The sequence below is a fragment of the Pseudomonas sp. R1-7 genome, from assembly GCF_051132105.1.
In the GTDB taxonomy this organism is placed as follows: domain Bacteria; phylum Pseudomonadota; class Gammaproteobacteria; order Pseudomonadales; family Pseudomonadaceae; genus Aquipseudomonas.
The window spans coordinates 5207663-5222688 of the sequence record NZ_CP071661.1 but is presented as its reverse complement, the minus strand read 5'-3'; the positions used below and the strand labels follow the sequence as shown (position 1 = coordinate 5222688).

The 15026-nt window shown below is 58.3% G+C and carries 13 protein-coding genes and 1 pseudogene; 11 read left to right on the top strand and 3 right to left on the bottom strand.

Going from position 1 to position 15026, the window contains the following annotated elements; all coding sequences use genetic code 11:
- The first annotated feature begins 109 nt into the window (after nucleotides 1–109).
- The 8 genes from J3P79_RS23500 to J3P79_RS23465 all read left to right on the top strand — a co-directional run bounded on the left by J3P79_RS23500 (nucleotide 110) and on the right by J3P79_RS23465 (nucleotide 9271).
- The gene (locus J3P79_RS23500) at nucleotides 110–1363 is read left to right on the top strand and encodes a cystathionine gamma-synthase family protein (protein WP_434605998.1); all 1254 of its coding nucleotides are present in this window, start codon (nucleotides 110–112) and stop codon (nucleotides 1361–1363) included.
- A 136-nt stretch (nucleotides 1364–1499) separates the two neighbouring features.
- Nucleotides 1500–2930 (top strand): amino acid permease, encoded by a 1431-nt coding sequence (locus J3P79_RS23495; protein WP_434605996.1) that lies wholly within the window; start codon nucleotides 1500–1502, stop codon nucleotides 2928–2930.
- 58 nt (nucleotides 2931–2988) lie between these two features.
- Complete coding sequence (locus tag J3P79_RS23490; RefSeq protein WP_434605994.1) at nucleotides 2989–3873, top strand: LysR substrate-binding domain-containing protein; 885 nt, start codon at nucleotides 2989–2991, stop codon at nucleotides 3871–3873.
- Nucleotides 3874–3903: 30 nt separating this feature from the next.
- Complete coding sequence (thrC, locus tag J3P79_RS23485) at nucleotides 3904–5268, top strand: threonine synthase (protein WP_434605993.1); 1365 nt, start codon at nucleotides 3904–3906, stop codon at nucleotides 5266–5268.
- 11 nt (nucleotides 5269–5279) lie between these two features.
- Nucleotides 5280–5717: an Lrp/AsnC family transcriptional regulator gene (locus tag J3P79_RS23480; protein ID WP_434605991.1), complete on the top strand. Its 438-nt coding sequence runs from the start codon at nucleotides 5280–5282 to the stop codon at nucleotides 5715–5717.
- Between the two features lie 217 nt (nucleotides 5718–5934).
- Nucleotides 5935–6993 carry a homoserine dehydrogenase gene (locus J3P79_RS23475; protein ID WP_434605989.1) on the top strand — a complete coding sequence of 353 codons (1059 nt, stop codon included), beginning with the start codon at nucleotides 5935–5937 and terminating at the stop codon, nucleotides 6991–6993.
- A complete protein-coding gene (locus J3P79_RS23470; RefSeq protein WP_434605988.1) occupies nucleotides 6990–8402 on the top strand; it encodes an aldehyde dehydrogenase family protein in 1413 nt (470 codons plus the stop codon). Before J3P79_RS23475 ends, J3P79_RS23470 begins: the two co-directional genes overlap by 4 nt.
- A gap of 509 nt (nucleotides 8403–8911) precedes the next feature.
- A complete protein-coding gene (locus tag J3P79_RS23465; protein WP_434605986.1) occupies nucleotides 8912–9271 on the top strand; it encodes a DUF6124 family protein in 360 nt (119 codons plus the stop codon).
- 69 nt (nucleotides 9272–9340) lie between these two features.
- On the opposite strand, the gene J3P79_RS23460 is transcribed toward J3P79_RS23465, so the two are convergent.
- The gene (locus tag J3P79_RS23460) at nucleotides 9341–9907 is read right to left on the bottom strand and encodes a hypothetical protein (RefSeq protein WP_434605984.1); all 567 of its coding nucleotides are present in this window, start codon (nucleotides 9905–9907) and stop codon (nucleotides 9341–9343) included.
- A gap of 471 nt (nucleotides 9908–10378) precedes the next feature.
- Here J3P79_RS23460 and fic point away from each other — a divergent pair, with 471 nt between their 5' ends.
- Both fic and J3P79_RS23450 read left to right on the top strand, forming a co-directional pair.
- Nucleotides 10379–11500, top strand: a complete 1122-nt coding sequence (fic, locus tag J3P79_RS23455; RefSeq protein ID WP_434605982.1) for a protein adenylyltransferase Fic — start codon at nucleotides 10379–10381, stop codon at nucleotides 11498–11500.
- 393 nt (nucleotides 11501–11893) lie between these two features.
- Nucleotides 11894–12253, top strand: a pseudogene (locus J3P79_RS23450) (DUF6124 family protein).
- 192 nt (nucleotides 12254–12445) lie between these two features.
- On the opposite strand, the gene darG reads toward J3P79_RS23450, so the two are convergent.
- A complete protein-coding gene (gene darG / locus J3P79_RS23445) occupies nucleotides 12446–13534 on the bottom strand; it encodes a type II toxin-antitoxin system antitoxin DNA ADP-ribosyl glycohydrolase DarG (RefSeq protein ID WP_434605980.1) in 1089 nt (362 codons plus the stop codon).
- 18 nt (nucleotides 13535–13552) lie between these two features.
- Nucleotides 13553–14473, bottom strand: a complete 921-nt coding sequence (locus tag J3P79_RS23440) for a restriction endonuclease (protein WP_434605978.1) — start codon at nucleotides 14471–14473, stop codon at nucleotides 13553–13555.
- A gap of 151 nt (nucleotides 14474–14624) precedes the next feature.
- On the opposite strand from J3P79_RS23440, the gene J3P79_RS23435 reads away from it, so the two are divergent.
- The gene (locus tag J3P79_RS23435; protein ID WP_434605977.1) at nucleotides 14625–14786 is read left to right on the top strand and encodes a hypothetical protein; all 162 of its coding nucleotides are present in this window, start codon (nucleotides 14625–14627) and stop codon (nucleotides 14784–14786) included.
- The last annotated feature ends 240 nt before the right edge of the window (nucleotides 14787–15026 follow it).

The window sequence follows — 15026 nt, the reverse complement described above, 5'->3', positions numbered from 1 at the left end:
CCCTTTGGCACCGATAACATCGTTTCTCGGGGGCGCGGCTTTTCCCTATATTGGCCCTCAGATTCCGGCGGATGGCTCAACGTCCATCCCCTCAGTGCGAGTAGTCACAATGAACAAAAAACCTGACAGCGCAGGGCTTATCAACGCAGGAGCGGGCACCCGGGCGGTGTGGGGCGGGGAGCAAGTCAGGCATCCCTACAACGCCACCCAGACCCCCATCGTCGTCAGCGCCGCGTACGGTTATGACGACATCGACGTCTGGTACGACGTTGCGTTGGGCAAGGCCCCCGGATTTATCTACAGCCGCATGAGCAACCCGACCGTCGAGACCGTCGAAGCGAAAATCCGCGAACTGGAAATGGCCGAATCCGCCGTGGCCTTCAGCAGCGGCATGGCGGCGATCAGCAGCGTGCTCTACACCTTCCTCGCCAATGGCGATCGCGTGGTGTCGACCAAGGACAGCTACGGCGGCACCAACAAAATCTTTGAAGAGTTCCTGCCACGCACCGGCGTCGCCGTGACCTTGTGCGAAACCTTCGACCATGAAGAAATCGAGCGGGAAATCGCCAAGGGCTGCCAGGTCCTGTACCTGGAAACGCCGACCAACCCGACCCTGAAAATCCTCGACATCCCACGCCTGGTCGCCGCAGCTAAACGCGTTGGCGCGCTGGTGGTGGCGGACAACACCTTCGCCACGCCGCTGAACCAGAACCCGTTGGCACTGGGCGTCGACGTGGTGATCCACAGCGCGACCAAATTCCTCAGCGGCCACGGCGATGTGCTCGGCGGCCTGGTGTGCGGCAGCGAAGCCCTGATGGCGAAGGTGCGTCATTACCGCGAAATCAACGGCGCCACGCTCGACCCGTTTTCGGCCTACATGATCATCCGTGGCATGAAGACGCTCGCCCTGCGCATGCGCCAGCAACAGGCGAGCGCCCGTGCCCTGGCAGAGTTCCTGTGCACGGAACCGCTGGTGGAATCGGTCAACTATCCCGGCTTGCCGAGCCATCCGAACCACGCCGTGGCCTGTGCGCAAATGTCCGGCTTCGGCGCCATCGTCAGTTTTGTGCTCAAGGGTGGGATGGACACGGTCAAGGTGCTGTTGCCGCGCCTGCGCTTTGCCCATTGCGCGGGCAATCTCGGCGCGGTCGAAACCATCTACGGCCCGGCCCGCACCACCAGCCACGTCGAAAACACCTTGGAAGAACGCCAGGCCCTGGGGATTTCCGAAGGACTGGTGCGCGTGTCCGTTGGCATCGAAGACACCGACGACTTGTTGGATGACCTGAAACAGGCCTTCGCCTTCGCCAGGAAAACCCTCAACCCGCAACTCAATGAAGTGCTCACCGAGACCGCAAGCTGAAGTCAGCAAGTTGATAACCCCGCGACAAGGCTGTCAGCGGGGCGTTCATGAATAGGAATAATAATAAAAGCTCAGCGGCGCTTGTCTGACTCGCGTAGACGTCGATGCGCGCCCTGACATTTCATGAGAACAACCCATGTCCATAACAGAACAACAACGCAGTACGCGGGCCGGCTTCAAGCAGGAAATGCAGACGCGCCATATCGTCATGCTCGCCTTGGGTGGCGTGATCGGCACCGGGCTGTTCCTGACTTCCGGCTACACCGTCAACCAGGCCGGCCCCATGGGCGCGGTGATCGCGTACATCATCGGCGCACTCATGGTGTACATGGTGATGATGTGCCTCGGCGAACTGGCGGTGCAGATGCCGGAAACCGGTTCGTTCAGCACCTACGCCACCCGTTTCCTCGGCCCCGGCACCGGCTACACCGTGGCCTGGCTGTACTGGCTGACGTGGACGGTAGCGATCGGTTCCGAGTTCACCGCCGCCGGCATCCTAATGACCCGATGGTTTCCCGACACGCCGGTGTGGATCTGGAGTGCGCTGTTCGCCGGCGTGGTGTTCCTCACCAACGTGGTGTCGGTGCGTTTGTTCGCTGAAACCGAGTTCTGGCTGTCGTTGATCAAAGTGCTGACCGTGGTGGTGTTCCTGTTGATCGGCGGCGGCGCGATTCTCGGTTTGCTGAACATCGACCAGGCCCACAGCATCGGGTTAAGCAACTTCACCCGCGAAGGGCTTTTTCCTACAGGCTTCATGCCGATTGCGATGACATTGCTGGCGGTGTCCTTCGCGTTTTCCGGCACTGAGCTGATCGGCATCGCCGCCGGGGAAACCAAGGATCCGCAACGCAACGTACCCCGCGCTATCCGCACCACGGTGCTGCGCCTGGCGGTGTTCTTTGTCGGGACCATTTTTGTCCTCGCGACGCTGTTGCCCCGCGAGCAGGCCGGTCTGGTGGAGAGTCCGTTCGTCACGGTCTTCACTTACATCGGCATTCCGTACTCCGCCGACATCATGAACTTCGTGATCATCACCGCCCTGTTGTCGGCGGCCAACTCCGGGCTGTACGCCGCTTCGCGGATGCTTTGGACGCTCAGTGACCAAGGCCATTTGCCCAAGCAATTCTCAGCCCTGACCCGCATGGGCACGCCGCTCAACGCGATCATCGTCAGCATGGCCGGCGGTGCCGCGTCGTTGCTCAGCAGCGTGTTTGCCGCCGACACCATCTACCTGGCGCTGGTATCGATTTCCGGCCTCGCCGTGGTGGTGGTGTGGATGAGCATCGCGGCGAGCCAGATCGGCTTCCGCCGCCACTACGTCGCCAACGGCGGCGACATTCGCGACCTCAAGTTCCGCGTGCGCGGTTATCCGTGGGTGCCGCTGGGGGCGCTGGTGTGCTGCAGCCTGGCGTGCGTCGGCATCGCGTTTGATCCGGAGCAACGAGTGGCGCTGTACTTCGGCTTGCCGTTCATCGCCTGGTGTTACTTCGTGTATTACATTACCCGCAAAAGCCGCGAGCGACGCTTGTCGGTCGCCCTCGTGGCACAACCGTCCGACGCGTTCTAAACCGCGTCGACGGGGCGGGCAAACGGGCCCGGTGCGTGGGGGTCAGCGAGGTAAGACCATGAAGCAAAAAACGTTGCCCCCGTTGAACTGGTTGCGGGCATTCGAAGTGTCGGCCCGTTGCCTGAACTTCACCCACGCCGCCGATGAATTGTTTTTGACCCAGGGCGCGGTCAGCCAGCAGATCCGCCAGTTGGAAAGTCACCTGGGGGTGGCGCTGTTCAAGCGCTTGCCCCGTGGCCTGGGCCTGACCGAAGAGGGCCAGGCCTACCTGCCGGTGGTGCAGGACGCGATCACGCGACTGGCGGTGGGCACCAACGAAATCTTCGGCCAGCACAAGCGCCGGCCGATCAAGGTGCGCGGCAGCCTGGCGTTCTTCGTGCACTGGCTGGCGCCGAAGCTGGTGGATTTTCGCCAGGCGCACCCGCACGTCGACATCCGCTACATCAGCAACATCTGGGTCAAGGAACTCGATGGCGAAGACGACATGGAAATCCGCTGGGGCCACGGTCAATGGCCCGGCCTGGTGTCGCAACGGCTGACCTGGGACACCTTGTTTCCGGTGTGCGCGCCCGCCTTGGTGACAACGCTGAAGGAACCAGCGGACGTAGCCAAGCACCCGCTGCTGCATGTGTTGGGTTATGAAGAAGGCTGGGGTTACTGGCTGAAAATGGTCGGTGCCGACTCGGTGGATTCCTCGACCGGCATGCAATTCGACACACTGGTCTGCACCTTGCGCATGGCCGAGCTGGGGCAGGGCATCGCCCTGGCGCGGTCATCGATGGTCAGCGAATTGCTGAAAGACGGAAGCCTCGTCGAACCCTTCGCCCAGCGCATCGAAGCCAGCGAATCGTTCTACCTGGTGCGCAGTTCCGGGGCCGAGCAACACCCGGACGCGGCGCGGTTTTCCACCTGGCTGGTGGAGCAGGCGCATCGCTACAAATGAGCTGTTTTATCTGAGTTTGCGGAGTTGACCATGCGCTACGTGAGTACCCGAAATTCCGCCGTGCAGGTCGATTTCGAAAAAGTCGTGCTGTCGGCCATCGCCGAAGATGGTGGGCTGTTTGTCCCCGTCGAACTGCCGCTGTTCGAACCCCAGGACATCGCCAACTGGTCGACATTGTCCTACGACGAATTGGCCTACCGAGTGATGCGTCAGTTCGTGGGTGAAGCGATCCCCGAGGCCGACCTCAAGCGCTTGCTCAAGGAAGCCGGCAGCCAGTTCAGCCATCGCTCCCTGGCGCCACTGCATCAGGTGGATCGCAACGAATGGATCCTGGAATTGTTCCATGGCCCGACTCGTTCTTCGAAGGATTTTGCCGCGCAATTGCAGGCGCGCCTGGTGCAGTACTTCCTGCGCAAACGCGGGCGTCGCGCCGTGGTGATCGGCGTCACTAACGGTCACACCGGCCTGGCCGCCATCGAGGCGTTCAAGCACTGCGACGAGACTGACGTGGTGGTGATCTACCCCGAGGCCGGCGTACCGCAAGACCAGCTTCAAGACCTGCAAGCGACGGCGCACCCGCGGGTGCATCAAGTCGCCGTGGAGGGCAGTTTCGATGAATGCCAGACCCTCGTCACGCAACTGTTCCGAGAGCATGAGGCGATCAGTTTCAACTCCAGCAACTGGGTCAGCGTCATGGCGCAGTTGGTGTTTTATTTTCACGCGGTGCTGCAGTTGGGCGGTGGGCAACGGCCCATCGGTTTCAGCGTGCCGGCGGCGAGTTTTGCCGAAGTCTATGCCGGCTACATCGCCCAGAAGATGGGTTTGCCGATCACGCAAATGATCGTCGCCACCAACCAGAACGATGCGCTGCACCAATTCTTTTTGAAGAATCACTACTCGCGGCTGCGCGCCAGCAAGACCCTGTCGCCGGCCATGGATTTGTCGATCTTTTCCAACCTGGAACGGCTTCTCTGGGAGCTCTATGGGCACGACGATGAAGCCGTGAGCGCGCTGATGCACACCTTCGAAACCGATGGCGAAATGACCATTGGCAACGAGTTCTGGCTAAAGGCGCGGATGATCATCGATTCATACGCGGTCAGTGATGAGCAGACGCTGGAGGAGATCACTTCGCTGTATCGCGACACCGGTTATGTCATCGACCCGCACACCGCCACCGGCGTGCTCGCGGCGCGCTTGTACCGCCGCAGTCTGGTGGCGCCGATGGTGACGTTGGGCGAGATCTCGCCGATTAAATCGGCGGTGTTGCTCGGTGAGTTGGGGATCCCCGTGGCGGTGCAACCACGTCCGATGTTCGAGCAGGGCCCGGCGCAGATCCATCGCATCCAGCCGGACGACCTCGCAGCCCTCCATCAACTGCTCGGCACGCTGTAACCGGAGGCCCCATGAAGCGAATTCTCGACCCTCTCGACGAACGCATCATCGCCGAACTTCGCCTCAACGCCCGCGCCGCCCATGCCGAGCTGGCGGCCAAGGTCAACCTCTCGCGCAACGCCGTCCGCCAACGCATCGAACGCCTCGAACGCGACGGCGCGATCCAGGGCTACACGGTGCGCACCGGCGAGGGCGCGCAAGCGTCGTCGAACATCAACGCCGTGATCTTCGTCTATCGCTACGACCGCATGCGCGGCGCCGAGGTCCTGAAGGCGTTGCAGGCGATGCCGGAAGTGCTGCAATGTGATGTGATGAGTGGCGAGTTTGATTTGATGCTGCGGGTCGGCGCGGCTAACCCGGAGCGGGTGCACAAGGTGTGGAAAGAGATCTCGGCGTTGGCGGGAGTGGAGAACACCGTGACGTCGTTTGTGTTGTCGTCGGTGGTCTGAAGCCTCACCTCTGGACCCTAGGCGCAGAAATCCCCTCGCCACAAATGGACCTCACAAATCTGAGATATGAGTCGGGTTTTTCCCTACCCACCGCTTCGCCCACCCCCTGGTCAAAACGCCCAAGAAATAGAGCAAATTGGCATATTTAACTGCCCAGCCCCCCGTCCTAACCTAGATCCCAACAACCTCATCACCCGGATCAAGGGACACAACAAAAATGACTGAATACAAACTGGCTCTAGTCGGCTTCGGCGGTGTAAACCGGGCACTGGCCCAACTGATTGCCGAACGCAACCAGCAATGGAAAACCGAGCTCGGCTTTACCCTGAAAATCGTCGGCGTGACCGACCTGTTCCTCGGTTCGGTGATGAACCGCCACGGCCTCGACGCCGCCTCGCTCGCCCGGCTGCCTGCCACAAAAGGCGCCATGGCCCAACTCCCCGGCGGCACCGTCGATGCCCTCAACGAAGCCGTGATCAAAGACTGCGGCGCCGACATCATCGCCGAAGCCACCTTCACCAACCCGGTGGACGGCGAGCCCGCCACCTCCTTCTGCCGCTGGGCCCTGGAGCGCGGCAAACACGTGGTCACCACCAACAAAGGCCCCATCGCCCTGCACGGCGCCGAACTCAAGGCTCTGGCCCAACGCAACAACGTCGCCTTCGAATACGAAGGCTCGGTCATGAGCGGCACCCCGGTCATTCGCCTCGCCAAACAAGCCCTGGCCGGCAGCTCGATCACCGGTTTCGAAGGCATCCTCAACGGCACCTCCAACTTCGTCCTCACCGCCATGGAAAGCGGCCTCGGATTCGCCGAAGCCGTCAGCCAGGCCCAAGCCCTGGGCTACGCCGAAGCCGACCCAACCGCCGATGTCGAAGGCCATGACGTCCGTCTCAAAGTCGTCATCCTCGCCAACGAACTGCTCGACGCCAAACTCACCGTCAGCGACGTCAGCTGCAAAGGCATCTCCGCCCTCAGCCTCGACGACATCGAAAAAGCCCGCCGCGACAACGCCCGCTGGAAACTCATCGGCGCCGCCACCCGCAATGTCGACGGCTCCATCAGCGCCAGCGTCGAACCGCGCCTGCTCAGCAACGACCACCCACTGGCGAGCATCAGCGGTGCCACCAACGCCGTCTCCTTCACCAGCGAACTGCTCGGCGCCGTCACCGTTTCCGGCCCCGGCGCAGGCCGCATCGAAACCGCCTTCGCGCTGCTGTCGGACATCATCCACATCCACCAATCGGCAACCCGCAAACAGGAGCGCACCCTGTGAACGTCTCGCGCCTGGCCCTGGCGGTCGTCGAACCGCACATCGAAGTCCTCAACCCATTTGATGGCAGCATCGTCGGCACCGTCGCCGATATGTGCGCCTCAGAAGTCCCACTCCTGCTCGAGACCGCACGCAGCGGCGCAAAAACCTGCGCCGCACTGCCGCGTCATCGTCGCGCCAGCATCCTCGAACAAGCGGCACTGAACGTCGAACGCGACGCCAAAGCCTTCGCCCGACTGATCGTCGACGAAGCCGGCAAGACCCTCAAACAGGCCGAAAAAGAAGTCAAACGCTGCGTCAACACCCTCAAACTCTCCGCCGAAGAAGCCAAGCGCAACGCCGGCGAAATCGTCCCGTTCGACGCCTACGAAGGCGCCGAATCGCGCCAAGGCTGGTTCACCCGCGAACCCCTCGGCCTGATCGTCGCCATCACCCCCTACAACGACCCGCTCAACCTCGTCGCCCACAAACTCGGCCCGGCCATCGCCGGCGGCAACGCGGTGATCCTCAAACCGTCCGAACTGGCGCCGTTGTCCGCCCTCAAACTGGTCTCGTACCTGGTCGACGCCGGCCTCCCCGAAACCGTCGTCACCGTCGCCACCGGCGGCGCCGAACTGGGCAAAGCCCTGGTCGCCGCCCGCGACGTGCGCATGATCTCCTTCACCGGCGGCTTCGTCACCGGCGAACAAATCGCCCGCACCGCCGGCCTGAAAAAACTCGCCATGGACCTCGGCGGCAACGCCCCCGTCATCGTCATGGGCGACTGCAACCTCGACGCCGCCGTCGACAGCTGCGTCTCAGGCGCCTTCTGGGCCGCCGGGCAAAACTGCATCGGCACCCAACGCCTGCTCATCCACGCACCGATCTACGAAGCCTTCCGCGAACGCTTCGTCAACCAGGCCCAAGCCCTCGTCGTCGGCAACCCACTGCTCGCCAACACCGACATCGGCCCGATGATCACCCAACACGCCGCGCAAAACGCTGAGCAAGTGGTGAACGAAGCGCTGCAACAAGGTGCCACGTTGCTTTGCGGGCATCGGCGTCAGGGCAATTGCTATGCGGCTACTGTGTTGGAAAACGTAGATCATTCCAGCCGGATTTGGCGCAACGAAGCCTTTGCGCCTGTAGTGGTGTTGCAGTCGTTCGAGACGTTTGATGAAGCCATCACGTTGGCGAACGAACCTGAATACGCGCTTCACGCTGGGATCTTCACAAATGATTTATCCACGGCTATGAGCGCTGCACGACGGATCGAAGCGGGGGGCGTGATGATCAATGATTCGTCGGATTTCCGGTTTGATGCGATGCCGTTTGGTGGGTCGAAATACGGGAGTTTGGGCAGGGAAGGGGTGCGGTTTGCGTATGAGGAAATGACCCAGCCGAAGGTGGTTTGTTTGAATGTGTTGGGGTGAGGGGCGAGTCGGGCCCGAGGAGTCGGTTTACCTGTCATGTCGCTAAAACGCCGTTTTGACGACACGTTTTGTCCTCATGTCGTCGGTAGCGACATGAGGGCGGAACGTGTCGCAGAAATCGAAAAACGGCGACACGTGATCTCTTTTGATGGGGTGGAGCGGCGCGGTGTTTATCGGGCGCTTGGAATCCAGGGCGCGACTGACGTTTTCTTGCGCCATTACCTACAACTACGCCAGAATCCGCCGGCTTGTGCGTTTTGGGGGCCGTCGGTAGTTTGAGTCTTGTCACTGAGCATCAGTGATCGGGTTTAGTCGCCCGTCTCAACCTGAGGCGTACCCAGTCCCCGTCGGACAGGCTTTGCTGTTCCTGTAATGATGGTGGCTGTGCGCAGGGCGCCCCCGGGCGCGCCGGGATTCTTAGGTTCACCGGTCGACTAACCTGCGCACAGCTGCCGCCCACTCGTTTAGTCGCGAGGTGGTTGCAGCGTCACTTACAGGAACCTAAGTCGATGGCAAAAATTACACCGAACCCTCCGATTACAGATGAGCATGTGTCTCGCGCTCAGACTGCTCGTAACAAGAAGCTTGATGATGCTGCCACCCGGGCATTGGATTACTACCTGAAGCCTAAGCCGAAGGAAGAAACGTCTGACAAGCCCAACAGCATTTTCCGTATTGCTCCGGATATTGATTCGGAATGTTTGCTTGCCAGCCTCAGTGAAAACCTGGCTTCAGCGAATGCCATGATTAGTGATTTGGCGTTTGATCTTGATGGATCGCGACGGCGTGTTGCGATGGGGATTTTGCAGGTGATTGAGGTGAGTGAATTGTTGGCGAATCGGGCTTTGGATATTGTTGAGATGAGGTAACGAGGGGCCGCGCTTGCCCCTGGTATGCAAAAAAGGTCTTGCATCGCAGGACCTTTTTTTCATGGTGGCTTATAGCTTAGCCATCACGGCCGTATAAATCAGCAGGGCCAGTCCAATACCAGTCAATGAAATCCAGAAGCAGTTGGCTGCAGTTATTTTGGAGTTTTGCTGACCTAGCGGATCATTTTCCAGATGGTTAATTGCCGACTGGACCCGAAGCAGGCAAAACAGATTGAAAAGCAATGTTGCTGCTGGAATGACTGGATGAGCTCCTGGCGCGCTCGGCCAGAATGCGGCATAACCCCCTAGGAGTTCGGAAACTATAAGTGAAAGTGCAAGTAGGCGCGGGTGCCATTTGTAGTGCGTGTGCGAAATATATAGTTGTCGATCAATTTTCATGTGTAATGAATAAGTAAATAGCATGCCCATGATGGTGCGTATCAAGGGCAGCACTCTTGCATTGGTGGCGATCCTGTATGTTTTCCAGTTTTTGTACAGCCAGTAGGTGTAATAGTAGCCAAGGGTTAGTAAAAACATAACGATGAATTTGTTTTTTGAGACGATGTAGAATCGAGGGGCGGTAAGCAGGGGCGTCATAGGGATTATGGATGTCGGTTCTTCGGCGGGTTTCGTCATGAGTAAGCTCTAGATGGTTTGGCTTTAATAATTCAATAAGGTGAGGAACTGGGGCGAATGGTAGCAAGGTCCTAAAATATAAAGTTGTAGGATGGTTCCCAAGAAGAGGAGTGTTTTGTCCGGAGTGGAGGTGGTATTTGAATGTTGCCGTAGGAATATTCTGAAGGGGCGTGACTTAGCGAGTGGTTTTAAATTGTGCGAAAGGCACTTGCATAATTATCGAAAGTTACCAAGGTGGTAAGCGCTGAAATTATGCCTGCTTATGATTGGTCCCTTCCTTCGTCATGTCGCCAAAACGCCATTTCGACGACACGTTCCGTTCTCATGTCGCCGTCAGCGACATGAAGGGATAACGTGTCGCAAAAATCGAAAAACAGCGACACGTTATCCTCTCATGTTTACACTCGCGACATGAGAGGGGCGCCGAATCGAACGCCCTTGCCCTTTAATCTCAAGGATCAGGATCGCCCCATGACTGCAGCCCCTCACGTCTGGCAGGCCGATAAGCCGTATAACCAGTTACCGCCTCTGCCTCCAGCAGCCGAATTGGAAACCCGTGCAGTACTCAAGCGCTGTATCGAGGCGCGTACGGCCTTGGCCGAGTTGAAGCAGGCCGCCGAACTGATCCCCAACCAAACGGTGCTGATCAACACCATCCCCTTGCTGGAAGCCAAGGACAGTTCCGAAATCGAAAGTATCGTCACCACCACGGACTTGCTCTTTCAGCATGCCCAAGAGAGTGACGGCCATGCCGATCCGGCGACCAAAGAAGCCCTGCGCTACCGAAAAGCCCTACACCACGGCTTCTTATCGCTGGGCGAGCGCCCTTTATCCACGGGCACCGCAGTCGAAATCTGCCGCACGCTCAAGGGCGTCAACATGGACATTCGACGCGTACCAGGCACTCAGCTAGCCAACGACCGTACCGGCGAAATCATCTACACCCCTCCGGACGGCGAAGACCATCTGCGTGATTTGCTCGCCAACTGGGAGCGTTTCCTGCACAACGAGACGGACCTGGACCCGCTGGTGCGTATGGCCGTCGGGCATTATCAGTTCGAGGCCATTCACCCTTTCACCGATGGCAATGGCCGTACCGGGCGGGTGCTTAATACACTGTATCTGATTCAGGAAGGGCTGCTGAATCTGCCGATCCTCTATCTCAGCCGTTACATCATTGCCCACCGAGCCGATTACTACCGTCTCCTGCTCGACGTCACCCGCGAACAAGCATGGGAGCCCTGGCTGCTCTACATGCTCAGCGCCGTGGAGGAAACCGCCCGCTGGACCTGCGCCAAAATCGCTGCCATGCGCAGCCTCTCTGAACACACCACCCAATTCGTTCGTGACCAACTGCCGAGAATCTATTCCCGTGAATTGGTGGATGTGATTTTCGAACAGCCGTACTGCCGCATCCATAACGTCGTCGAGAAACAAATTGCCGGGCGCCAAGCCGCTTCGCGCTACCTCAAAGACCTCGTCGACATTGGCGTTTTGCAGGAGGCACAGGTCGGTAAAGAAAAGCTCTTTATCCATCCCAAACTGATGCAGTTGCTGGCTCGGGATAATAATGAGTTCAAGCCTTACGCCTGATCTCCTCAGTCGAATGCGGTTTGTTTGAATACTTTGGAGACGGGGTGTTTATTGGCGCGCTTGGGATCCAGAGGCGACTGACGTTTTCTTGCGCCGTTGCCTACAACTACGCCAGAATCCGCCGGCTTGTGCGTTTTGGGGCCCGTCGGTAGTTTGAGTCTGTCACTGAGCATCAGTGATCGGGTTTCGCAGCCCGGACTCTATAGGCGCACAACGTCACCTTCGAAAGCAGATTACCCATGTCTGCGATTTCGTCAGAGGTGGCTGTGCGTGGGAGACCCCTTGGGTCTGCCGGTCCCTAGAGTCCCGGTCTGCGAACCCGCGTACAGCTGCCACCCCAACTTCGTTTCGCAGCGAATGGTGGTAGCTCCAACAGACTCTAGGAGCTTTACCATGGTTAAAATTACACCTAACCCTCCCGCCACAGATGAGCATGTGTCTCGCGCTCAGACTGCTCGTAACAACAAGCTTGATGATGCCGCCACCGGGCATTGGATTTTTATCTGAAGCCTACTCCGAAGAAAGAAACGTCTGACAATCCCAGCAGCATCTTTCGTATCGCGCCTGATGTTGATTCGGAATGTTTGCTTGCTAGTCTCAGTGAGAACCTGGCTTCGGCGAATTCCATGATCAGTGATTTGGCGTTTGATCTGAATGGATCGCGGCGGCGCGTTGCGAAGGGGATTTTTGCAGGTGATTGAGGTGAGTGAGCTGCTGGCGAATCGGGCTTTGGATATTGTTGAGGTGAGGTAACAAGGGGCCGCGCTTACCCCGGGTATGGAAAAAGGTCTTGCTCGGCAAGACCTTTTTAGTATCCGACAGCCCCCGAAGCGACGAGCTCTAATTGTGCAAGAGGTACTTGCACAATTGCGGAGCGTCATCGAAGCGATGATCGCTGAGATTGTCCAACAACCTGTTGGATAATTGTCCAGTCACGCCTTACCCCTAACAGGTCGCCACTTCCGGCTTGAAACTAGTGGAAGTCAGCCGCTTCAGTGCGATACCAAGCGCCTGATCATCGAACAGCTTGCTTTTACGAGCCGCAGCACCCGCTCCGCCATCCCAATGCTTCAATGCCTCGCGCACGGCAGGAACAGTCGGGGAAATCCCATCCTGGCTCAGCAACCAATCAACCGTCGCCAACAACTCCATGCCGAAAGGCGACTCAAAGCCATCGATCAACTCGGCGGTACGCTCCAAGGCCTGGGTGTATTCCTTGGCCTCTGTTTGAAGATAGGTCTGTAGGAACGCTTTGCGCCCTTCGTCAAACCAGATCACGTCGCTAATACCCGCATCACTGATGCGCTTGTCACAATGCAGATAGCTGCCATCCAGGTTATTGAGCAGATGCTCCAACCGGTTGGCATACGGCCCGTACTTATGAGCAACAAACTGAAGATTCAGAGGGTTTTCGGTGTTTGGCAGCTTTTCGATGGCGCGCTCAAGGAACCACGCCAGCTTCTGAATCTCAAGCAGGCTGCATTCCATACCCAGGACCCAGTAGCGACGAACCAATTCAGCAATCAGTGCACGAGCCGGCGTAAGCTTTTCCACGCCGCTGCGCTTAGCAACGTTCAAATACTGGTTGGACGGCTCGAACACCAACACATCGACATTAAGATCGCTCAAGATTTCAACAATCTGCTCGCGAACCTCTGGCCACTTCAAACCACCATTGCCTGCGCCTAGCGGTGGAACTGCCACGGATTTCACATCGTTTTCAATCAAGAAGCGACGCAGATCGCGTAAGCCTTCGGTTATCCACGCCATCTGCGAAGGTGAGCGCCAGTGACGTTTGGTCGGGAAGTTGACGATCCAGCGCGGCCCCTCCAGCTCGCTGACCGCCGTCACGTGAACCTTGCCCGTCTCCACTTCGCCAGCCTTGCAGGCAGCAGCGTACAGTCGGTAATTCTCCGTGAAGCGTTCTTTGAACATTAGCGCGATACCTTTGCCCATTACACCCACGGTATTCACCGCGTTGACCAGGGCTTCGGTTTTGGCTTCTAGGAGGTTGCCTTGGGTAAAGCGGATCATTGGAAATATCCCCGGAGCTCATTCCTCATCGAAATAATCGCGATCCAACGTAGGCAGCCGCAAGATTCGTGATGTAACGCCCACTTCGTGATCCATCATCAGGTGCACCAGCCGCATGCCGTCCACCAACACGATGCCTTCTACCGATTTAGCGAAGTCGATCGCATGAGCGGTGAAACCAGATGTCGTTATGAAAACGCCGCGTTTGGCTTTTTGCCCGGCGAGCGCACCGTAGAACGCCTGCAGTTCAGGGCGACCGACTGTGTTTTGCCACCGCTTGGCTTGCACGTAAACCTTCTCGAGTCCCAACTTATCGAGCGAGATAATGCCGTCGATGCCGGCATCGCCAGAGCCGCCGACCCGCTGTAGATCATTGCGGCTGGCGCCGTAACCCAGGCGATGGAGCACATCAAGTACGATGACTTCGAAGCGGTTAGGGCTCACCTGTAACAAGTTGTCCAACAAATCGGCAGCGGTTGCGTTGCGTAATTCCTGGAGGGCTTGTTCGAGGCGATCATCTGGGCTCGCGGTTGCGGAGGTTACGTCAGGCCCAATAGGCGTTTCGTCATCAAGCGGGGCAGCGTCGGGGGCAACCTTCAGCTTCACATTCATATAGCCGATGGCTAAATGTTCAACTTCATCGGACGGCAAGGGGGCCGGATGGTCCTTGGCATAAGCCACGCCTGTCTCCGTCAGTTTCCAATACCCGCGTTTGGCGCTACTAGAAAGGCCAGCACGCTTCAGCCGATCATGTGCCCAGCCCGCTCTGTTTTTATAGGTGGCTTGCCCACTGGCGATCACTTCTTCACGTTGTTCTACGGTCAGTTGCAGCATTTTGGCTGCCGCTTCATGGGCATCCCGAGCGAGGGCTCCGGCAGGTTTGGTAGCGAGGAAGCGCAGGATGGGTTCGATGAACTGATCGTAGGTTGGAACGGACATGGACGCTTCCCTGTGATGGCTACTTTTTGCGGTCGAGGAGGGAGTATAAGTTACGGTTTCTCAGGCAACCCGTAACCAGTTGGTCTTGACGCTTTTGAGCTGCTTGGAACGACTTTATTCTGAGGATCGCCCAGCTACTGACGAAGCCATTGTGGACGAAGTGATGCACCGGTGGAATGACGCCAAACTGCGCTTCAGCAAAACCGAATGGCTAGCAGTACTCGCGGATATGAGGAAGCATGAAATTTTGATGCCCACCGGATTCGGCAAGCGCACCACGGGCGGCATGCTCAGTTTACCTGGCTTTGAATAATCCAAAGTCTCTCCAAGTAACTGAAACCAGACCTGTGAGATCGGTCTTCAGTTACGCCTCCAGCGCAGACGGTAGCTCGGAGCATCTTAATCGCTGTCAAATTTCAGACATTAAAAAGCCGGCTTATGGCCGGCTTCTCGTTGACTGATTCAGCTCGTTTTTGACAAACCTTACCAGCCTTCAAAACGTACATCCGGCTCTTGCGGCCGGCTGTGGGACTTGGCCAGAAAGTGATCTGCC